15 protein-coding genes are annotated in these 21057 nt (G+C 72.0%); 6 read left to right on the top strand and 9 right to left on the bottom strand.

Features of this window, described 5'->3' with window-relative positions; all coding sequences use genetic code 11:
- From NYZ98_RS34980 to NYZ98_RS34945, 8 genes are all read right to left on the bottom strand, one after another.
- The gene (locus NYZ98_RS34980) at nt 1-360 is read right to left on the bottom strand and encodes a DUF742 domain-containing protein (protein ID WP_262848368.1); all 360 of its coding nucleotides are present in this window, start codon (nt 358-360) and stop codon (nt 1-3) included.
- Nucleotides 360-782: a roadblock/LC7 domain-containing protein gene (locus NYZ98_RS34975; protein WP_262848366.1), complete on the bottom strand. Its 423-nt coding sequence runs from the start codon at nt 780-782 to the stop codon at nt 360-362. Before NYZ98_RS34975 ends, NYZ98_RS34980 begins: the two co-directional genes overlap by 1 nt.
- The gene (locus NYZ98_RS34970) at nt 779-4201 is read right to left on the bottom strand and encodes a sensor histidine kinase (RefSeq protein WP_262848364.1); all 3423 of its coding nucleotides are present in this window, start codon (nt 4199-4201) and stop codon (nt 779-781) included. Before NYZ98_RS34970 ends, NYZ98_RS34975 begins: the two co-directional genes overlap by 4 nt.
- A gap of 187 nt (nt 4202-4388) precedes the next feature.
- Entirely contained in the window at nt 4389-6749 is a 2361-nt protein-coding gene (locus tag NYZ98_RS34965) for a [protein-PII] uridylyltransferase (RefSeq protein ID WP_262848361.1), read from the bottom strand.
- Nucleotides 6750-6756: 7 nt separating this feature from the next.
- Nucleotides 6757-7095 carry a P-II family nitrogen regulator gene (locus NYZ98_RS34960; protein ID WP_262848359.1) on the bottom strand — a complete coding sequence of 113 codons (339 nt, stop codon included), beginning with the start codon at nt 7093-7095 and terminating at the stop codon, nt 6757-6759.
- Complete coding sequence (locus tag NYZ98_RS34955; RefSeq protein ID WP_262848357.1) at nt 7092-8405, bottom strand: ammonium transporter; 1314 nt, start codon at nt 8403-8405, stop codon at nt 7092-7094. Before NYZ98_RS34955 ends, NYZ98_RS34960 begins: the two co-directional genes overlap by 4 nt.
- Nucleotides 8406-8769: 364 nt before the next feature.
- Nucleotides 8770-9672 carry a sigma-70 family RNA polymerase sigma factor gene (locus NYZ98_RS34950; RefSeq protein ID WP_262848355.1) on the bottom strand — a complete coding sequence of 301 codons (903 nt, stop codon included), beginning with the start codon at nt 9670-9672 and terminating at the stop codon, nt 8770-8772.
- A 334-nt stretch (nt 9673-10006) separates the two neighbouring features.
- The gene (locus tag NYZ98_RS34945) at nt 10007-10696 is read right to left on the bottom strand and encodes an SDR family oxidoreductase (protein WP_262848353.1); all 690 of its coding nucleotides are present in this window, start codon (nt 10694-10696) and stop codon (nt 10007-10009) included.
- 155 nt (nt 10697-10851) lie between these two features.
- Here NYZ98_RS34945 and NYZ98_RS34940 point away from each other — a divergent pair, with 155 nt between their 5' ends.
- Together NYZ98_RS34940 and NYZ98_RS34935 are read left to right on the top strand one after the other, a co-directional pair.
- Complete coding sequence (locus tag NYZ98_RS34940; RefSeq protein ID WP_262848351.1) at nt 10852-11841, top strand: ATP-binding cassette domain-containing protein; 990 nt, start codon at nt 10852-10854, stop codon at nt 11839-11841.
- Between the two features lie 27 nt (nt 11842-11868).
- Nucleotides 11869-12618, top strand: coding sequence for an ABC transporter permease (locus NYZ98_RS34935; RefSeq protein WP_262848348.1), 750 nt, complete (start codon nt 11869-11871; stop codon nt 12616-12618).
- A 76-nt stretch (nt 12619-12694) separates the two neighbouring features.
- On the opposite strand, the gene NYZ98_RS34930 is transcribed toward NYZ98_RS34935, so the two are convergent.
- Entirely contained in the window at nt 12695-13594 is a 900-nt protein-coding gene (locus NYZ98_RS34930) for a MurR/RpiR family transcriptional regulator (RefSeq protein ID WP_262848346.1), read from the bottom strand.
- 92 nt (nt 13595-13686) lie between these two features.
- Between NYZ98_RS34930 and NYZ98_RS34925 the strand changes: the two genes are divergently transcribed.
- From NYZ98_RS34925 to NYZ98_RS34910, 4 genes are all read left to right on the top strand, one after another.
- On the top strand, nt 13687-15468 hold the full coding sequence (locus NYZ98_RS34925) for an ABC transporter ATP-binding protein (RefSeq protein WP_262848344.1): 1782 nt from the start codon (nt 13687-13689) through the stop codon (nt 15466-15468).
- A gap of 253 nt (nt 15469-15721) precedes the next feature.
- Nucleotides 15722-17110 carry a DUF4331 domain-containing protein gene (locus NYZ98_RS34920; protein ID WP_262848342.1) on the top strand — a complete coding sequence of 463 codons (1389 nt, stop codon included), beginning with the start codon at nt 15722-15724 and terminating at the stop codon, nt 17108-17110.
- A gap of 83 nt (nt 17111-17193) precedes the next feature.
- Nucleotides 17194-18504 (top strand): tetratricopeptide repeat protein, encoded by a 1311-nt coding sequence (locus NYZ98_RS34915; protein WP_262848340.1) that lies wholly within the window; start codon nt 17194-17196, stop codon nt 18502-18504.
- Nucleotides 18501-20264 carry a nickel/cobalt transporter gene (locus NYZ98_RS34910; RefSeq protein WP_262848338.1) on the top strand — a complete coding sequence of 588 codons (1764 nt, stop codon included), beginning with the start codon at nt 18501-18503 and terminating at the stop codon, nt 20262-20264. Before NYZ98_RS34915 ends, NYZ98_RS34910 begins: the two co-directional genes overlap by 4 nt.
- Nucleotides 20265-21057: the final 793 nt, after the last annotated feature.

The following is a 21057-nucleotide window of genomic DNA, read 5'->3' as shown; positions in this document are numbered from 1 at the left end:
CTAGAGCCTGCGAAGTCCACTGAGAACCCTTTCAAGCAGGTTGTGGTCTGGTTGTCCCTGGTTAAGCCGCGGCAGATGCAGGCGAACCAGACCTTCGTCGGCCATATCGGCGATCAGCACGCGGGCCACACCGAGCGGGACCCGCAGCAGCGCGGAGACCTCGGCGACCGAACGGACGGAGTGACAGAGCACGATGATCGCTTCCTGCTCAGGAGTGAGCAGGGACAAATCATCGCTCATTATCGGGGCTGATGAGACCAGAGTTTCCATTGCGAGGTGGTAGCTGGGCTCCGCCCGGCCCCCGGTGACGGCGTACGGACGGAAGAGAGGCTCGTCTTCGGTCCCGTCACCCCCGAGCATCACCGGATCCTGGACGTCTGCAACTCGGCCCGCAGGGCCGGAGTGAGCGCCTGGCCGGCACGCTCGACGAGCAGGGTCATCTGGTAGGCGACCAGCCCCAGGTCGCATTCGGGCGAGGCCAGCACCGCCAGACACGAGCCGTCGCTGATGGCCATGACCAGCATGATGCCGCGTTGCATCTCCACGACGGTCTGCGTCACCGCGCCGCCGTCGAACACCCGGGACGCGCCCACCGTCAGGCTCAGCAGGCCGGCCGCGACGGCCGCGAGCTGGTCGGCACGGTCCGGCGGGAACCCCTCGGAGTTCGCCAGCCGGAGGCCGTCGGCGGACACCACGATGGCGTGCGCCACGCCCGGTGTCCCGCTGACGAACTCCGTGATCAGCCAGTCGAACCTGCGTGCCTCGTGACTTAGCTCAATCACGAGCCCTCCTCATCAGTACGGCGTCCGTCAATATTGGGTGAATCGGTATCGCTGTCCCGCTGGGCGGCACCGGAGATGTCCGCCCGGCCGCGCTGGATGCCCTGCTGGAAGCGCGACATCCGTGCGCGGACGAGGTCGGCCGACACGTCCGGCCTCGGCACCGGGGCCGAGGCCGCCGCGGGCGGGCCCGCGACCGATCCCGGCACAAGGTTGGCCTTCGGCGTCCTCTTCGGCAAGCCCGCGGCGGTGATGCCCCCCAGGGAAGGGTCCTTCACCGCGTCCGCGGCCAGCCGGCCGCGGTCGGCCATGGTGCCCCACGTGCCGCCGCCGGAGGGCTCCGCCGGCTCGGCGGCCCGCGACGGGCCGTCCACCGATCGGGACGGACCGTCCACCGGCCGCGACGGGCCGTCCGCCGGCCGGGAGGGGCCGTCCGCCGGCCGGGAGGGGCCGGACTCCGCCGAGGGTACCCGGGCGTTCGGCGTCGGCGGCCCCTGGAGCGTGGCCGCGTCCGGGGCGTCGGGACGGCGGAACCACGCCGACTCGACCGAGGCGAAGATCGGCAGGAACTCGTCGCCGCGCTCCAGCGGGAACTCGGAAGGACCGGCCTCCTGACGGGCCGCCTCCGGCCGCGCCCACTCACCGGTGACGGGCTCCTGACGCACGGGCTCCTGCCGGGCCCACTCGCCGGCGCCGGGGTCGACCGGCCTCGCGGGCGCCTGGGGCTCCGGTCGCTCCGCCGGACGCCGTACCGGTCCGGTGGCCGGCCCGCCCGGCGCCTGCGGCCCCGCGGCCCGCGCGGGCGGCCCGGTGAACGGGCCGTCCGGTCCGGTGAAGGGCCCGCTCGCCGGGCCCTCGGGCCCGGTGTACGGCCCGTTCGGCCCCGCGAAGGCGCGGCCGGGTCCTGGGCGCGGCTCGTCCGGTCCGGTGTACGGTCCGCCGGGCCCGGTGTACGGGCCGTTGGGGCCTGGGAAGGGCTGGTCGGCGGCTGGGCGGTCGTTCGGGCCCGGGTACGGCCCGCCCTCGTCCGGGCCGGTGTACGGCCCCGCGGGACCGTTCGGGCCGGAGGGGCGACCGGCGGCGGGACCGTTCACGCCCCGGGGCCCGGCGGACGGGGAGCGCGCGGGCTCGGGCCGGACGGGCAGGGGCAGCGGGCCGGTGTGCCCGGCGAAGGGCCCGGTGGGCGTGGGGTCGCGGAAGGCGCCGCGCGGTTCGGCGGGCGGGCCCATCGTGTCGAACAGGGGCGCGGAACCGCCGCCGTTGCGGCCGGGGAGCGACCCGGGGCCGCTGAGTACGGGCTGGGGACCGGTCCCGTTGCGGCCGGGACCCTCGGCGGCCGACCCGTTGGAGGCCGGCCCCCTGCCGCCGAACACGGGCGACAGGGCGGTGTCCCCCTGCGGCATCAGCGGGGTGCGCCCGGCGGCCACGGTGATGAGCTGGGGCGGGAACAGGACCATGGCGATCAGGCCGGCGGTGTCGCCGCGCCGGAGCTGGACCCGGATGTTGTGCCGCAGCGCCAGGCGGCCGACCACGAACAGGCCCATGCGGCGCGAGGCCGACACGTCGACGACGGGCGGGTCGGCCAGCCGCCGGTTGACCTCGGAGATCTCCTCAGGACCCATGCCGATGCCGGAATCGCTGATCGCGAGCAGGGCGCCGCCGCCCTCGATCATGCTGCTCGACACCACGACGCGGGTGGTGCCCGGCGAGAAGGCCAGGGCGTTCTCGACGAGCTCGGCCACCAGGTGGACCACGTCGTTGGCCGCGTGCCCGGCGACGGCCGAGCCGCGGTGGACCTTGACGGTCACCCGCTCGTAGTCCTCGACCTCCGACAGCGCGGCCCGCACGACGTCCACCAGCTTGGCGGGCTGGCTGCGCTTGCGCGCGGCCTCGTGGCCCGCGAGGACCAGCAGGTTCTCACTGTTGCGGCGCATGCGGGTGGCCAGGTGGTCCAGCTTGAACAGGTCGCCCAGGCGCCCGCCGTCCTGCTCGCCGCGCTCCAGGCCGTCGATCAGCGAGATCTGCCGCTCGACCAGGGTCTGGATGCGCCGCGAGAGGTTGACGAACATCGCGCTGACGTTTCCGCGGAGCTGGGACTCCTCGGCGGCCAGGCGCAGGGCCTGCCGGTGCACCTCGTCGAAGGCGGTCGCGACCTCCCCGATCTCGTCGTGGGTGCCGACCACGATCGGCTGCACCTCCGGCGCCTCGGCGGCCTCGCCGCTCTCGCGCATCCGCCGCACCACGGCGGGCAGGCGGAAGCCGGCGATTTCCAGCGCCTCGGCCCGCAACCGGCGCAGCGGCCGGACCAGCGAGCGGGCGATCAGGACCGTGGTGGCCAGGACGAGCAGGATCAGCGCGAGGATGAGGATCCCGGCGATGATGGCGTTGCGCCGCTCGGCGGACTCCAGGGCCGAGCCCCGGGCGGTGACCGACGCGGCCACCCGCGCCTCCACCTGCTGGAGGAGCTGGATGGTCTTGGTGCTGTCGTCGAACCACTGCTTGACGGCCCCGCCGCGCGAGTCGTTGTCGCGCAGCGGCTGGTTGCGCCCGGCCAGGGCGATGGCCCACGACTTCGTCAGCTCGGCCCGGATGACCTGGGTGCCCTGGACGGTCTGGGCGAGGAAGCGGCCGTTGTCGGCGCCGGCCTCGCCGTTGAAGGTGTTGATGGCGGCCTTCTGCCGCGACCGCGAGGCGATGAAGTCCTCAAGGGTGTCGGGCGTGAACCGCTGCCCCCTGGCCAGGGTGCCGATCAGGATGCCCCGCTGCTCGGAGGCCTCCTCCTTGGCGTGGGCCATCGCGCTGAGGCCGCGCATGTCGCCGACGAGCTGGGTGTCCTCGCTCGCCTGGCTGATCTCGTCGTGCAGCCGCAGCAGCGAGATGACCACGTCGGTGTACTTCGCGGCCTGGCCGCCCTTGCGGATGACGGCCATGGTGTCCAGGCGGTTGCCGGCCTGCCTGGCGTCCTCGACGGCGCGCACGCCGTAGTCGGCGTCGATCGTCGTCAGGTCCCCGCGGACCCGGGTGATGCCCGCGTCGACGGCCCTGCGCGCGTCGGCCACGGCGTTCTTCTGCTGGCGGGTGGTCTGGTACCAGACCGTCCTGTCGCGTTCCAGCCCGAGTTGCACGCTGAGGTCGCGCAGGTGGCCGGCGATCGTCGCCGCGGCCGCGTTCCGCTGGTAGGCGCCGACGCTGTCGATGGACGACACGACGCGCAGTCCCGCGAGCAGGACGCCGACGACGGTCGGCACGAGGATGAGCGCGGTCAGCCGCGCGGGCACCCGCCAGTTCCGCAACGAGAACCGCGAGACGCCGCTGGGGCCGTGCTGACGGCCGCCGCCCCTCTGCCCGCCGGAGCGCTTGTGGCGCTGGGGTCCGGTACCGGGCTGGAGTGTGGTCTTGGTCTCGGTTTCGGTCGTGCTCACCGCGCCACTCCCCCGCTATCTTCCATGCGTGGATGACGGCATGGCTGATAAGTACATAAGCGGGCACAATTCGACCACAAGGTCACCTATGCCGAGACCAGATCCGCAACACTGAACGTAATTGTTATGAATCCCGGAGCTACGGAGCCCCCTCTGGCCTGCGAAGATCAGCGCGGGGCGGGCGTCATCAGCGCAGGGCGGACAGGACGTGCTCGCGGACCTGTGTGCGCTGCGCGGCGTCGGTGAGGGGCCGACCGGCCCGGTCCACGACATAGAAGACGTCGACCGCCTCCGCGCCGAGAGTCTCCACGCGCGCCGCCCGGACGTCAAGGTTGCACTCGCCGAAAGCACGGCCGATGCGCCACAGAAGCCCTGGACGATCATGGGCGCGCACCTCGACGACGGTCGCCGTCTGGGAGGCGTCGTCGACCAGGCTGACCCGTGGCGGGGCCACCGGCACCCTGGCCGGCCGCATCGACCGCGTACGCCGGGCGAGGCGCTGCTCGATGTCCAGGCGGCCCGCCAGCACCAGGCGCAGATCGGCCTCCAGCGTCGCCGGGTCCGGCGGCGTGCCGTACTCCGGGACGACCGAGAACTCGATGACCGCCGTGGAGGAGGCCGAGGCCGCCGAGGCGGCGCGCACGACCATGCGGTGCGCCGCGAGCACGCCGGCCGCCCGCCAGAGCAGGCCCGGCCGGTCCGGCGCCACGACGGTGACCGCGCCGCCGTTGACGCGGATCGCCCCGCCGCCGTGCCTGGCCAGCGACGCCTGCTGCGGCGACAGCGACGGCGCGGGGGCGGGCGGGCTGCCCGACAGCACCGAGCGCACCCTGCGCACCAGCTCGGAGACCAGGGAGGCCTTCCAGGTGTTCCAGGCGGCCGGGCCGGTGGCGTTGCCGTCGGCGACCGCGAGCGCGGCCAGCAGTTCGAGCACCTCGCGCGAGCCGACCGCCTCGGCGACGCGCGAGATCGTCACCGGGTCGTCGAGGTCGCGCCGGGTGGCGGTCTCGGGGAGCAGCAGGTGGTGGCGGACGACGGTGGCCAGCGTGTCCACGTCGGCGGGGACCAGGCCCATGCGGGCGCCGATGTCCCTGGCGACGATCTCGCCGGTGGTGGAGTGGTCGCCCGGCCAGCCCTTGCCGACGTCGTGCAGCAGGGCCGAGATGAGCAGCAGGTCGGGTCTGGACACCTCGCGGGTGAACGACGCCGACCCCGCCGCCGTCTCGATGAGGTGGCGGTCGACCGTGAAGCGGTGGACGGGGTTGCGCTGCGGGCGGTGCCGCACGCGCTCCCAGTCGGGGATGAGCCGGACGATGATGCCGGCCTGGTCGAGCTCCTCCCACACGGGCACGGCCGCGCGCCCGGCGCCGAGCAGCGCCACCAGCGCGTCGCGGGCCTCGTCGGGCCAGGGCACCGGCAGCGCCGGCGACTGGGCCGCGAGCAGCGTGACCGTGGCGGGGGCCATCGGCAGGCCCGCCTCGGCCGCCGCGGCGGCGGCCCTGAGCACCAGGATCGGATCGTCCTTGGGGTTGACGCCGCGGGCCAGGACCACCTCGCCGCCGTGCTCCACCACCCCGTCGGCCAGCGGGCGCCGGCCCCGGGGGGCGGGGCCCGACAGCAGGCGGTCCACCGTGCGCCAGGTGGCGTCGAAGGAGTGCGCGATCGTGCGGCCGGCCTCGGCCAGGCGGCGCATCAGCGCCTCGGCGTCCAGCAGGCCGAGCGCGGCGGCCACGGCGTCCTGTTCCTGGAGCACCAGACGGTCGGCCCCGCGTGCGGTGACCAGGTGGAGCCCGTGCCGGACGTCCAGCAGGAACTCGTAGGCCTCGCGCACCCGGGGACCGGGGGCCGAGGCGACCCAGGCGGCGGCGACGGCCTGCATGGCCTGCACGTCGCGGATCCCGCCACGGGAGTCCTTGAGGTCGGGTTCGAGCAGGAAGGCCAGCTCGCCTGAGGACTCGGCGCGCTTGTCGGCCGCCTCGCGCAGCTCCCCGAGCCTGCGGCGCGAGTCGGAGCGCCATTCCGCGAGCACGGCCTCACGGGCCGCCCTGGTCAGCTCGGGGTCACCGGTGACGTGCCGGGCCTGGATGAGGCCGAGCACGGCCTTGAGGTCCTCGCGGGCGACCTTGGTGACCTCGTCGACCGTGCGGACCGAGTGGTCGAGCCCGAGGCCCGAGTCCCAGATGGGGTACCAGATACGGTCGGCGATGCGGGCGACATCGTCCTGGCCGTTGTGCAGGAGAACCAGGTCGAGGTCACTGCCCGGGGCGAGTTCTCCCCGCCCCAGGCTGCCCACCGCGACCAGGGCGACGCCGGTGCCGGCGAAGGCCGCACCGTTCCCCGCCCCTGGGGCGCCGGGCCCCGTCGCCGGAGCCCCGGCGCCGCGATCCTCACCGGACGCGAACCCACTCTTGGCCCCCCCGGGCGCGTTCCGGCCTTCCCATCCGAACGGCTGCGGAACAGCCGTGCGGAAGAGGTCGGCCAGCCAGCGGTCGATGTCCGCGGCCCGCTCCTTGCGGGCCGCGGCATATGAGCGAGCGTCGCCTCTCATCATCCGGTTAGAGGGCCTCCGGTCCGCGTTCTCCCGTGCGAACCCTGATCACGGTTTCCACGGGGACCGACCAGACCTTGCCGTCACCGATCTTGCCCGTCTGGGCGGCCTTGACGATGACGTCGATGACGTCCTCGGCGTCCTCCTCCTCGGCGAGCACCTCCACCCGGACCTTGGGCACCAGGTCGACCTGGTACTCGGCTCCCCGGTAGACCTCGGTGTGGCCGCGCTGGCGGCCGTAGCCGCTGGTCTCGCTGACCGTCATGCCTTTGACGCCGAACTGCTCCAGAGCGGCCTTGACGTCGTCGAGCTTGAAGGGCTTGATCACCGCTGTGATGAGCCTCATGCGTCTACCTTCTTCGTCACTGATTGGACAGGACCGTTCACCGCGGCGACGCCCGACGCGTGGACGGAGCCGAGGTCGTATCCGGTCTCGGCGTGGGTGGTGATGTCGACGCCGGTGACCTCGTCCTCTTCGGTGACCCTGAAGCCCATCGTCTTGTCAATGATCTTGCCGATGATGTAGGCGAGGACGAACGAGTAGAGGCCGACGACCACCGGGCCGAGGATCTGAAGCCCTAGCTGCTTCAGGCCTCCACCGTAGAACAGTCCCTTGCCCTGCTGGTCCAGGAATGGGTAGGCGGCGAAGAAGCCGAGCGAGATCGCGCCGAACGCGCCACCGACGAGGTGGACGCCGACCACGTCGAGCGAGTCGTCGTAGCCGAGCTTGTACTTGAGGCCCACCGCGTAGGCGCAGACCGTGCCGGCGATGGCGCCGATGACGATCGCGGCCCAGGGGTCGACGAAGCCACAGGCCGGGGTGATGGCGACCAGACCGGCGACCGCGCCGGAGGCGACGCCGAGGGTCGTGGAGTGCCCGTCGCGGAGCTTCTCGACCAGGATCCAGGCGCCGGCCGCCACCGCGGTGGCGATCTGGGTGTTCATGAAGGCCAGACCGGCGGTGCCGTCAACCGCGAGCTCGGAGCCGGCGTTGAAGCCGAACCAGCCGAACCACAGGAGGCCGACGCCAAGCAGGACCAATGTCAGGTTGTGCGGGCGCATGGGGTCCTTGCGCCAGCCGGTGCGCTTGCCGAGCACCAAGGCGAGCGCCAGACCCGCGGCACCGGCGTTGACGTGCACGACGGTACCGCCGGCGAAGTCCTCGATACCGAGCGAGTTCAGCCATCCGCCGGTCTGCCAGACCCAGTGCGCCACCGGGAAGTAGACGATCGTGGCCCAGATGACGCTGAAGACGACCCACGCGCCGAACTTGGCGCGGTCGGCGATGGCGCCGCTGATCAGGGCCACGGTGATGATGGCGAAGGTGAGCTGGAAGGCGGAGAACACCAGGCTCGGCATGCCCGTGCCATCGTCCTTGGTGGCGGTGTCCACCAGACTCTGCAGGCCTAGGGCGTCCAGCCCGCCGACGAACTTGTCGAGAAAGCTGTTGCCATTGTTGGTGAACGCCAGCGAGTGACCGTAGATCACCCATGCGATCGTCACCGTGATGATGCTGGCGAACGACATCATCATCATGTTCAGGACACTCTTGGCCCTGGTCATGCCTCCGTAGAAGAACGCGAGACCTGGGGTCATCAGCAGCACCAATGCGGTGGCCGCGAGCATCCAGGCTGTAGTGCCGCTATCGATCTTCATTCGATGCGACCCTCCTTACAAATGGCGTGTGGCCGGTTTCTCCCGCAGTGGGCGCTCCAGGGCTTCGTTGACCGGCTGCGCACTGACGTTGGGCGAAAGCGTGTTCTTCTGCCGTTTCAGGTCTTGACCTGGCGTGTTTCACGTACGTGAAACTCGCTGGCACGATGTTTCGGCCATGTTTCGGAGGGGCTACCAAGAGCTATCGGTACGTCCTCAACCGCGTACCTCAGGGGTGTGAGAACGGTCATGATACGGCTGACCCGTGTCACGACCTGCGGTCATGCGGAGGGAGGCCACACGCGTCCCTCCGCCGAAAAGGGTGAAATGCCCGAAAAAGGGGGCCGATCACCCGTGCCGCTAGCCGTCAGGCCGCGGCGTGCGCGAGCTTCCGCAGCCGGGCGAGGGCGTCACGCTCGATGCGTCGTGCCCGGTCACGGCCGATTCCGTACCGCTCGCCGACCTCGGTGAGGGTGTGCTCGCGCCCGTCGACCAGACCGTAACGCCAGCGCAACATTTCCCGGGTCTGGCCTTCGAGCCCGAGCAGCCAGTCGTCGAGCCGCTCGCGTTCGAGGGTGTCCATCGCCTGCTGCTCGGGGTTGGCCCAGGTGTCGTCGGCGATCATGTCGCCCAGCTCGGTCTCGTCCTCGTCGCCCACGCCGAGCTGCAGCGACACCGGGTCGGACGCCCAGCGGCGCAGCTCGCGTACCCGCTCGATCGGCAGGTCGAGGACGGTGGCGAGGTCGGCGTCGGTCGGCTCGGTGTCGAGCTCGGCCATCATGTCGCGGCGGACCCGCATCAGGCGGGTCATCTGCTCGCCCGCGTGGGTCGGCAGGCGCACCGGCCTGGCCTGCTCGTGGATGGCACGGCCCACCGACTGGCGGATCCACCACGTGGCGTAGGTCGAGAACTTGTAGCCCCTGCGGTAGTCGAACTTCTCCACGGCGCGCACCAGGCCCAGGTTCCCCTCCTGGACCAGGTCGATCAGCGGCATCCCCCTGCCGGAGTACTTCCTGGCCACCGCGACGACCAGCCGCAGGTTCGCCTGGATGAACTCGTCCTTGGCCCGCTGCCCGGACACCGCCACCCGCTCGAGCTCCTCGTCGAGGGCGTCGGAGGCCTTGGGTTCCGGCTCCCCGCCGTCCAGGAGCTGCTCCGCGAACAGGCCCGCCTCGATGCGCTTGGCGAGCTCGACCTCCTGGTCCGCGCTCAGCAGTGGCACCCGCCCGATCTCGGCCAGGTAGGTGCCGAGCAGATCTCTGTCGGCCACCTGCTGATCCTGCGTCCGATTCCCCGTCGGCCTTGCCATTCTTATGGCACCTCGTCTCGCCGCGCCCGCCCTGGTGTGCGGGTGGAGTCCGCCCTTCCGGCCGTCGTGCCGGACCTGCGTCCTCTCCCCCTCTACTGCCCGGATCAACGTCCGGTCCACGGCAAAGATTCCCAAAAGAGATACGACCGGAGAATGGTTTCGAACGTCCTCCTTAAGGAGGAGTTCGCTTCTCAGAGCCTCAGGGTCGTTTCCCGAAAACGCAGCTTAAAGGCAGGAAACAGCTCAGGGTGATCCATTCACCAAAGCCGCCCGGGCCTTCTCCACGATCCGGATCTCAGCGGACCGGGCCCGCGGGACGGACCTCGATCTCGGTCACGAGCGCGTCGTCGGTGGCCGTCACGGCGGCGACGACCAGGCGAGCCACCGAGGCCGGCGTGAGGAACTCGGCGGGGTCGTAGTCGCCGCCCTCGTGCTCGCGCACGGCCCGCTGCATGTCGGTGTCGACGCGCCCGGGATAGACCGTGGTGACGCGCAGCGCGGGCGACTCCTCCTGGCGGAGGGCATCGGCGAAGGCCCGCAGCGCGAACTTGCTCGCCGCGTAGGCGGCCCACCCCGGGCTGACCCGCTTCCCCGAACCGGAGTTGATCAGGACGACGTGGCCCCTGGCGGAGCGCAGGGCCGGCAGCAGCAGCCGGGTGAGGCCGGCCACCGCGGTCACGTTCACCTCGAACGCCTCGCGCCAGACTTGGACCGGCAGCTCGGCGATCGAGCCGAGCCTGGCCACGCCCGCGCTGTGGACCAGCACGTCGAGCCGGTCGATGTCGGCGGCGGCCTCGGCCACCGCGCGCTCGTCGGTCAGCTCGACCGGCCACGGCCGCGCGCCCAGCTCGTCGCAGATCTCCAGCAGTGCGGTGCTCTCGCGCCCGCCGACCAGCAGGTCGTGCGTCGGGGCGAGCGCCCTGGCGATGGCGGCCCCCACCCCGCGGGAGCCTCCGGTGATCAGCGCGATCGGTCGTCCACTCATGCGATCACCTTAGGGGTCGCGCGACTGTGACATCGGCTGGACGGAGCGGGCGACCCGGAATGCGGAAAAGGGCTAGCTTCCGGAATCAATGGGTTTGACCCTCCCGCGCATGGAGGGTCCAGAGTCGATCTCTCCTGAGGAAAGGACCACCCGTCGTGATCATCACAGCCCACGGGCTGAAGAAGACCTTCACCACCAGGAGCCGCAAGGGCACCCAGACGGTGGAGGCCGTCCGGGACATCGACCTGTCCGTCGAGACCGGGGAGATCTTCGGCGTGCTCGGGCCGAACGGCGCGGGCAAGACGACCACGATCAGGATGCTCTCCACCCTGATCACCCCCACCGGCGGGTCGGCGACGGTCGCCGGGCGCGACCTGGCCAGGGACCCGCGCGCGATCCGCGAGCGCATCGGGTACGTGAGCCAGGCCGGCGGCGTCGACGAGCTCAACAGCCCCCGCGCCAACCTCATGCTCGCCGCCCGCGTCAACGGCATCGCCAAGGCCGATGCCGCAGGCCGGGTCGAGGAGACGCTCACCGCCTTCGAGCTCACCGAGTTCGCCGACCGGCCGGCGCGCACCCTGTCCGGCGGGCAGAAGCGCCGCGTCGCCATCGCGCTCGGGCTGGTCCACCGGCCACCGCTGCTGTTCCTGGACGAGCCGACCACCGGCCTCGACCCGCAGAACCGCGCCAACCTGTGGGACCAGATCCGGCTGCTGAGGAGCGCGGGCACCAGCGTGCTGCTCAGCACGCACTACCTCGACGAGGCCGACGCGCTGTGCGACCGGCTCGCGATCGTCGACCACGGGGTCATCGTCGCCGAGGGCACTCCGGCCGCGCTCAAGCGCGAGGTCGCGAGCGACGTGGTGACGCTGCGCCTCACCCCCGCCGACACCGGCAGGCCGGCCGACGCCCCGGACCTGGAGGAGGTCAGGAAGCTGCTGGAGGCCCAGACGTACGCCCGGGAGGCGCGCGTGGACGGCGACCGGCTGCTCGTCTACCTCGACGACGGCGAGCACGCCCTGCCCCACCTGCTGCGCGCCCTCGCCGAGCGGGCCCTGGTCATCCAGTCGATCGCCCTCGACCGCGCCACCCTCGACGACGTCTTCCTGCACAAGACCGGGCGCTTCCTGCGCGACGCCGCCTGACCGCCTCCCCCACCCCCTGGAGTCCCCGTGCTCAGACACACCGCCCTGTTCCTCGGCTACGAGCTCAGGAACACCGTACGCAACCCGGTCTGGCCGCTGTTCGGCATCCTGCAGCCGGTCCTGTACATGTTGCTGTTCGCGCCGCTGCTGGCCAAGACGACCCCGGGCGTGCCGCAGGCGGAGACGCTGAAGCAGTTCACGCCCGGTGTGATGGTGATGATCGCGCTGTTCGGATCGCTGTTCGTCGGCTTCGGCATGATCAGTGAGATCCGCGGCGGCGTCCTGGAACGGCTCGCCGTCAGCCCGGCCAGCCGCCCGGCCATCGTGCTCGGCCGCACCCTGCGCGACGTCATCGTGCTCGTCGCGCAGGCGTTGCTGATCGCGGCGCTCGGCCTGCTCATGGGCATGCGGCCGAACCCGCCCGGCCTCGCGCTGATGATCCTGCTGATGGCCCTGACCGGCGTGTTCGCCTCCAGCCTGTCGTACGGGCTGGCACTGGCGCTGCGCGACGAGAACGGGATGTCGCAGATCATGCAGCTCTTCGCGCTGCCGCTGATCCTGCTGACCGGCATCCTGCTGCCGATGTCGCTCGCGCCGGGCTGGATGCGGGCGGTCGCCAACTTCAACCCGCTCTACCACACGGTCGAGGCGGGCCGGGCGTTGTTCAACGGCGACCTGGGCAACGGCTCGATCCCGCTGGCCTTCGGGCTGATGCTGGTGCTCGCCGTGATCACCCTGCGCTGGTCGGTCAGCTCCATGCGCCGCCTCGCCGGCTGAACCGGCCGCGTCCGCACGGGACGTGGTGGTGCACAACCGGTCGCGGTCGGCGGGTCACGGCGGGAGGGTCGGCGGGTCACGGCGGGAGGAAGGCGCCCGTCTCGCCGGTCATCCGGCCGTGCTCCTCCAGCCGGGCCCGGGTCCGCAGCGGCGCCGCGTCGGCCATCGCCTCCACCAGGAGCATCGCGAGGGCCAGCGGCGCCGCGTGGGAGTCGCAGACCGCGCGCTCCCCCACCGGCGCGTGCAGCACCACGTCCGCGGGGAACGGCACCTCGGCCCGGTCGGCGAGGACCGCCGTGCGGTAGCCCAGTTTGGCGGCGTACTCCAGCGCGTGCACGGCCTCGGCCGGGTACCGGGGCAGCACGACGGCCAGCAGCCACTCCGACCCGGCCCGGCGGGCGGCGTGCAGGCCGTCGGTCAGCTCGGACCCGCCGTGGACCAGCGGCCGGACGTCGGGGTGGATGCGCCGCGCGTAGTAGGCGAAGGTCGTGACGAGCCCCGAGGAGACCCGCAGGCCGAGGACCGGCAGCGGCTCGCAGGCCGCGAGCGCGGCGCCGAGCCACCCGATGCGGCCCGGCAGGCCCGAGCGCGCGTCGTTCCCCCCGTTCGCGAGCCGGTCGCGGATCGCCGTCAGGTTGCGGATCTCGTCGTCGATCACCTCGTGCGGGCGCGGCGCGGCGCCCTCGGGCCGGGTCTCGCACCGGCCGGCCGCGTCGCCGACCACCAGGGGACGCAGCGCGTGGCGCAGCTCGGGGTAGCCGGCGAAGCCGAGCGCGGTGGCGAAACGGGTCACCGACGGCTGGCTCACCCCCGCGCGCTCGGCCAGCTCGACGCTCGACAGGAACACGGCGTCGGGCAGGTGCCCGTTCAGATAGTCCACTATGCGTCTTTGGACGGGCGACAGCCGCCTGCCCTGGACCAGCCGTTCGAGCCCGTCCACCACTTCGCCCACCTCCAGCCCCCGGGGCGGCCACACCCCGTGATCCACAACGCCGGAGGCGGCCGCCGTCATCCCGCGAGCGATCGCAACCGGTCCGTGACCTGAGCCGGGAACGCGACACTACGCGTTTGACGTTGATCTGGTTCATGAAGGCCACCACCTCTCCGGCCGGCGGTTCCTGGCGGCTGCTGCTGACGCACGTCCGCCCGTTCAGGTGGACCCTGGTGCTGGGCGGCGTGCTCGGCCTCCTCGGCAGCCTCGCGGGGCTCGCCACCCCGCTGCTCGCCAGGAACGTGATCGACTCCTTCGGGCGCGAGGTGTCGCTGGCCGGGCCGGTGCTGGCCCTAAGCGGCCTGGTCATGGTCGGGGCCGCCGTCTCCGCCGTCGGCGGGTACGTGCTGGAACGGACCGCCGAGAGCGTCGTGCTGAGCGCGCGGCTCCGGCTGGTCCGGCGGATGCTGCGGCTCCGGGTCCCGGACGTGGACCGGCTGGAGCCGGGCGACCTGCAGTCCCGGGTGACGGCCGACACCACTCTGCTGCGCGCGGTGTGCACCACCGGCCTCACCAACGGCGTGACGGCGGTCTTCACGCTCGCGGGCTGCGTGACCCTGATGGCCTTCATGGACGGCGTGCTGCTCCTGGTCACGCTCGGGGTGCTGGTCGTCATCGGGACGATCAACCTGGTCGTGCTCCCGCGCATCCGCACGGCCACCAACGCCGCGCAGGCGGCCCTCGGCGAGATGGGCGCGACGCTCGACCGGTCGCTCCAGGCGTTCCGCACCGTCAAGGCCTCGGGCGCCGAGGAGCGCGAGACGGCCGCGGTCGAGGAGGCGGCGCGGCGTGCGTGGCGGCGCGGGCTCAGCGCCGCCGGCTGGAGCGCGGCGGCGGGCACCTCGACGTGGCTCGCCGTCCAGCTCGCCTTCCTCGCGGTGCTGGGCGTGGGCGGCGTGCGGGTGGCGAGCGGCGCCCTGCAGGTGTCCTCGCTCATCGCGTTCCTGCTGTATCTCTTCTACCTGATGGCGCCGATCGCGCAGATCGTCCAGGCGGCCGTGCAGCTCCAGGCGGGCCTCGCGGTCATCCCCCGGCTGCGCGAGGTGGAGGAGTTGCCCGCCGAGCCGATCGCCCCCGCCGAGACCCCGGCCCCCGGCGGCACGGGCCCGGCCACGGTGACGGTCACGGACGTCGGCTTCCGGTACGGGGACGACCGCCCCCAGGCGCTGCACGACGTGTCCTTCGACATCCCGGCCGGCGGGATGACGGCGCTGGTGGGGCCGTCAGGCGCGGGCAAGTCGACCATCTTCGCCCTGCTCGAACGGTTCTACGAGCCCGGCTCGGGGACCATCGCGGTGGACGGGCGCGACATCCGCGACCTGCCGCTCGGCGAGTGGCGCTCCGCCCTCGGGTACGTCGAGCAGGACTCGCCGGTGCTGTCCGGATCGCTGCGGCAGAACATCGTGTTCGGCGCGCCGGACGCCACCGACGCCGAGGTGGCCGAGGTGCTCGGCCGCACCCGGCTGGAGGACCTGGTGTCCCGGCTGCCCCAGGGGCTGGAGACGGCGGTGGGCCACCGCGGGCAGATGCTGTCGGGCGGCGAGCGCCAGCGGGTGGCCATCGCCCGCGCGCTGCTGCGCAGGCCGCGCCTGCTCCTGCTGGACGAGGCCACCTCCCAGCTCGACGCCGTGAACGAGCTGCGGCTGCGCGACGTGATCAACGAGGTGGCCGGGACGACGACGGTGCTGGTCATCGCGCACCGCCTGTCCACCGTCACCGGCGCCGACCGGATCGTGGTCCTGGACGGCGGGCGGGTCCGGGCCGTGGGCACCCACCAGGAGCTTCTCGCGCAGGACGGCCTCTACCGCGAGCTCGCCACCACGCAGTTCCTGGCCAACGCGGAGACCCTGCCCAGCTGACCGCTCTTTGTCGCATAAATCGTCTTTTATGTCGCTAATCCTATTTGTGCTGCTTTAGCGGGATTCGGAGCAGCAGTGCGAAGGGCCCGGCGGGTCGGTTCGACCCGCCCGGCCATCCGGCGCCAAACGTTTTCCTCGATGGGCCAATCCAAACGCGCCACAGCCGCGTATCTCATCCCGAGGGCCCGGCCGGACCTCTTCCATTGCTCAGTGATCGGTCGCATCGCGACCGGCGGCCGAAAGGAACGACGACATGGAGCTCCGGATAAACCGAGCCCTGATCGCACTAGGAGTAGTGGGGGCGCTGGCCGCGTCCTCGCTCACCCTGCTCCGCCCCGACACCAGCGGCGCGTCCTCGCACCGCGAGGCCCCCTTGATCGCCGGTGACCCGAGGAACGACAACACCGACGTCTACGCCTTCGTCAGCCCGGACAAACCCGACACCGTGACGCTGATGGCCAACTGGATCCCGTTCGAGGAACCCACCGGCGGGCCGAACTTCTACACGTTCGACACCCAGTCCCGGTACAACATCAAGATCGACAACAACGGCAACGGGCTGCCGGACGTCACCTACCAGTGGACCTTCCGTAATGAGGACAAGCGCGGGACCTCCACCTTCCTGTACAACAACGGCCAGGTCACCTCGATCAACGACGAGAACCTGCTGTTCCGCCAGCGCTACACGCTCAAGAAGTTCACCGCCAGGCACGGCTGGACGACCGTGGTCAGGGACGGCGTCGTCGCCCCGAGCAACGTCGGCGCCGCCTCGATGCCCGACTACGGGCAGCTACGCGCGCAGTCCCTGCGCCGGCTCCCCGGCGGCGGCCAGACCTTCGCCGGCCAGGCCGACGAGGCGTTCTTCCTCGACCTGCGGGTCTTCGACCTGCTGTACGGCGGCGACCTGTCGGAGGTCGGCCAGGACACCACCAAGGGCTACAACGTCCACAGCATCGCCATCCAGGTGCCGAAGGACGAGGTCGCGCTGCGGGGCGACTCCAAGCGCAACCCGGTGATCGGCATCTGGTCCACCACCGAGAAGTGGAGCCCGGGCGGCTACCGCCAGGTGTCCCGCCTCGGGAACCCGCTGGTCAACGAGGTCGTCATCCCGGCCGGCCTGAAGGACACCTTCAACGCCATCAGCCCCGACAAGGACGCCTCGATCCCCGCCGTCGTCAAGCGCGTGACCGACCCCGAGCTGCCCAAGCTGATCGAGGGCATCTACAAGATCCCCGCGCCCAAGACGCCGCGCAACGACCTGGTCGAGATCTTCCTGACCGGCATCGCCAAGGCCAACGGGCCGATCAAGGCCGACCTCAACTCGCAGATCCTCAACAAGGACGCCGACCCCCGGGCCTTCCGTCCCTCGGAGATGCTGCGCCTGAACATGGCCGTCCCGCCCACGGCCGAGCCCAACCGGCTCGGCGTGCTCGCCGGTGACCTGCAGGGCTTCCCGAACGGCCGCCGCCTCGGCGACGACGTCGTGGACATCTCGCTGCAGGCCGTCGAAGGCGCCGCGCAGTCGGGCAAGCTCGTCGAGGCCCTGGCCGCCGGCGACAAGGTCAACGGCAACGACAAGCCGTTCCAGCCCCGCTTCCCCTACATCCCGCTCCCCAGCTCGTCCGCGGTCAACCAGCACTGACCCGAGGCCCCCGGCTCCCGCCACCCGGCGGGAGCCGGCGCGGCACCCGCGCCACCGCTTCGCGAACCACCAGGAGAACCACCATGTCCGATCCCGAACGCCCGCACGGCAGGGCACGGACGGCCGCCATCATGGGCGTGGGCGCCGTGGGCCTCGCCTTGGCCGTCACCGTGGGGGCGATGATGCTCCCGCCGTCCGCCCCCGCCGCTCCGTCCGCCCCCGTCTCGGCCGCCTACGCCGAGACCCCCACCTCCTCGGCCGACGTCGCCCAGGCCGTGAAGGGCCTGCAAGCCAGGCTGAAGCGGCTGCCGAAGGACCACCAGTCCTGGGCGGCCCTCGGCGTGGCGTACGTCCAGCAGGCCAGGCTCACCGCCGACCCCTCCTACTACGTCAAGGCCGACGAGGCGCTGGCCCGTTCCTCGGCCCTCGCCCCCGACGACTTCGCCGTCCTGACCGGCCAGGCGGCGCTCGCCGCCGGACGCCACGAGTTCACCGAGGCCGCGCGGCTGGCCGGGCGGGCGATCACCGTCAACCCGTACGGGTCCGCCGCCTACGGCGTGCTCACCGACGCCCGCACCCAGCTCGGCGACTACCCCGAGGCGGCCGAGGCAGTCGCGCGGATGATGGAGCTCAAGCCCGGCGTCGCGTCCTTCACCCGCGCCTCCTACGACGCCGAGCTGCGCGGCGACGTCGAGAAGGCCAGGGAACTGCTCGAAGCGGGGCTGCGCGACGCGTTCACCCCCGAGGACGTCGCCTACTGCCGCTACTACCTCGGCGAGCTGGCGCTGCGCGGCGGCGATCTCGAACGCGCCGGGCAGATGTACGACGAGGCCCTGCGGTCCTCACCCGGGTTCGTCCCCGCACTCGCGGGCCGGGCACGCGCCGCGGCGCTCGCCGGGCGGCTGGACGAGTCCGCCGCCGGCTACGCGACCGTCGTCGCCCGGCTGCCGCTCGCGCAGTACGTCGCCGAGTACGGCGAGGTGCTCCTGCGGCTCGGCAAAGACCCCGGCGGGCAGTGGGCGCTGCTCAAGGCGCAGAAGGGCCTTATGGCCGCGAACGGCGTCCGCGACGACCTCACGTGGGCCGAGTTCGAGGCCGACCACGGGTCGCCGGCCGAGGCCGTACGGCACGCCGAGGCCGAGTACGCGCGCAACCCGAACATGGTCGCGGCCGACGCCCTCGCCTGGGCCCTCCACCGCGCCGGCCGATCCCGCGAGGCCCTCCCGTACGCCAAGAAGGCCACCGCCAGAGGCTGGCGCAACGCGCTCTCGTACTACCACCGAGGCACGATCGAACACGCACTAGGCAAGAGCTCCTCCCACTCCCTCTCCCAGGCCAAGCTCTACAACCCCCACTTCGACCCGAAACTCCCCGCTCTAGCGAGGTTCTCATGATCGGTCTCGTCCTGGCCGCCGTCGTGGCGTTCCACCCGCTGGGCAACTTCACCGTCAACCACTCCAACGGGCTGAAGGTGCTCCCGGACCGGGTCGAGAACACGGCCGTCGTCGACTACGCCGAGCTCCCCACCCTCCAGGCCAAGGACGCCGTCGACACCGACGGCTCCGGGACCGTCTCGCCCGCCGAGAGCGCGGCGTACGCGACCACCACGTGCACGGCGCTCGCCGGGTCACAGCGGCTCGTCGTGGACGGGAAGCCCGCGGCCTGGCGGGTCGGCAGAGCCGGGTTCGAGTACACCCCCGGGCAGGGAGGCCTGAGCACCAGTCGCTTGACCTGCGAACTGTCCGCCCCGGCCACCGTCGCCTCCTCGGTGGGGTTCTCCGACACCTACCTCGCGGATCGCATCGGCTGGCGCGAGATCACCGCGTCGTCGGAGGGGCCGGCGCTGGCGCCGTCCGGCGTGCCGGCGGTGAGCGGCAGCGACCAGTTGCGGAAATATCCCGACGACCTGCTCTCCAGCCCGCTGGACCAGCGTTCGGTGACGCTGCGCGTGGCCGGGACGGGACCGGCGGGCGCCGCCGCACCCCGTGGCGCCTCCCTGGGCGGGCTGGGCATCGGCGGCCCCATCGGCGACGCGCTGAACTCGGTCGACCGCACGTTCACCGGCCTGGTCGGGGCGTCCGATCTCACCGTTCCGCTCGGCCTGCTCGCCGTACTGCTCGCGGTGGTACTCGGCGCCGGGCACGCGCTGATCCCCGGCCACGGGAAGACCATCATGGCCGCCTACCTGGCCGGCCGGCGGGGTCGCCCGCGCGACGCGGTGGTCGTCGGCGCCACGGTCACCGTGACGCACACCGCCGGTGTACTGGTGGTGGGCCTGCTGATCAGCGCCTTCTCAACGGTGGCCGGCGAATCGGTACTCTCCTGGCTCGGCCTGGCCAGCGGCCTCCTCATCGCCGCCGTAGGCCTCCGCCTCCTCCACTCCGCCCTCCGCGGCCACCCCACCCACGGCCACGGTCACGGGCACGGCTTCGGCCACGGCCACGGCCACGGCCACGGCTTCGGACATGGCCACGGTCACGACCTAGGCCACCTGGCCGGAGACGAACCCCACCACCAGCACACCGTTAGCGGGATCGAAAGCGGCGCCAGCGGGGACGAACACGACGTCGCCAACGGGCACAACCACGCCACCCAAACCACTCGCGCACAGGCGACCACCACCCACCAAACCCCCACAACCGACAAGGCCCCCGGCAACACCCTCGTCCACGAACACGAGAACACGCGCGAACACCAAGTCGGCCACGGACATGGCCACGGACATGGGCACGGGCACCTGGCCGGAGACGAACCCCACCACGAGCACACCGTTAGCGGGAACCAAAACAGCGGTGGCGGGGAAAGTGGGCGGGGGCGGCGGGGTGGGCATGAGCGGGCCGGGTTGATCGGGTTGGGGGTGGCGGGCGGGCTGGTGCCGAGCCCGTCGGCCCTGATCGTGCTCCTCGGAGCCGCCGCACTCGGCCGTACATGGTTCGGCGTCGCCCTGGTCGGCGCGTACGGCCTCGGCATGGCGGCCACCCTCACGGCGACCGGCCTGCTGCTCGTCAAGCTGGCCTCCCGGCTCGACCGCCTGGCCACGGCCCGAAAGGGACTGGCCGGCCGCATCGCGGGCCTCGCCCCACTCGGAACAGCGACGATGGTCGTACTCCTCGGCACCGGCCTAGCCTTCCGCAGCCTCGCCGGAGCCCTCTAACCCCCAGGCCAGAGCCAGAGCCATCCCCACCTGGATGCGAGCCGTATCCACCGCCACCCCGCCCGCACCGCCCCCACCGCAGGCGACCCCACGTCGGTACCCAATACCCCTCGTAAGGACGTACACCTGGTGGGGTTCGTCTCCGGCCAGGCGCCCGTACCCACACCCGCAACCGCCGCCCGGCCGCCATCCCCGCCCCACCCAAGCGAGCCACCCCCGCCCCCATCCCAGCCGCGCCGTGGCGCCCTCGCCCCAGGCACGCACCGCTCCCCCCGCCGACGCCTCCACGCTGACATCCCTCGTTAAGGACGTACACCTGGTGGGGTTCGTCTCCGGCCAGGCGCCCGTACCCACACCCGCAACCGCCGCCCGACCACCATCCCCGCCCCACCCAAGCGAGCCACCCCGCCCTCACCCCAGCCGCGCCCTGGCGCCCTCGCCCCCAGGCGCGTACCGCTCCCCCCATCGGCGACCCCACGTCGATGTCGCTCGCTAAGGACGTGCACAGACATCCCTCGCTGGGGACGTGCACATGATGGGGTTCGTCTCCGGCGAGGTGTTCACGACCGCCGCCACCGTTACTCGACCACCCCCGCCCCGGGCCCGAGCCGTGGCGTCCTGTGCGCAAGGCGCGCGTCCCCCGCCGAGGACCCCACGCGGGTCTGTCTCGCTAAAGGTGTTTCCAGCGTCTTCGGGTTAGTAGGTCTCGGCGGCCGGGAACCGGTCGCCGAAGGTGATGGAGAACGCGTTGAGGGCCGGCTTCCATCGCACGGCCCATCGTGCCCGGCCTTGA

Source organism: Sphaerisporangium corydalis, from assembly GCF_025506355.1.
Classification (GTDB): Bacteria; Actinomycetota; Actinomycetes; order Streptosporangiales; family Streptosporangiaceae; genus Sphaerisporangium; species Sphaerisporangium corydalis.
This window is presented reverse-complemented; position numbering and strand designations above follow the sequence as displayed.

What these genes read in the sequence shown, in the direction of transcription:
- NYZ98_RS34980 (WP_262848368.1), bottom strand. Translation starts at nt 360, where the DNA reads ATGCTCGGGGGTGACGGGACCGAAGACGAGCCTCTCTTCCGTCCGTAC.
- NYZ98_RS34965 (WP_262848361.1), bottom strand. Translation starts at nt 6,749, where the DNA reads ATGAGAGGCGACGCTCGCTCATATGCCGCGGCCCGCAAGGAGCGGGCC.
- NYZ98_RS34960 (WP_262848359.1), bottom strand. Translation starts at nt 7,095, where the DNA reads ATGAGGCTCATCACAGCGGTGATCAAGCCCTTCAAGCTCGACGACGTC.
- NYZ98_RS34955 (WP_262848357.1), bottom strand. Translation starts at nt 8,405, where the DNA reads ATGAAGATCGATAGCGGCACTACAGCCTGGATGCTCGCGGCCACCGCA.
- NYZ98_RS34945 (WP_262848353.1), bottom strand. Translation starts at nt 10,696, where the DNA reads ATGAGTGGACGACCGATCGCGCTGATCACCGGAGGCTCCCGCGGGGTG.
- NYZ98_RS34920 (WP_262848342.1), top strand. Translation starts at nt 15,722, where the DNA reads ATGGAGCTCCGGATAAACCGAGCCCTGATCGCACTAGGAGTAGTGGGG.
- NYZ98_RS34915 (WP_262848340.1), top strand. Translation starts at nt 17,194, where the DNA reads ATGTCCGATCCCGAACGCCCGCACGGCAGGGCACGGACGGCCGCCATC.
- NYZ98_RS34910 (WP_262848338.1), top strand. Translation starts at nt 18,501, where the DNA reads ATGATCGGTCTCGTCCTGGCCGCCGTCGTGGCGTTCCACCCGCTGGGC.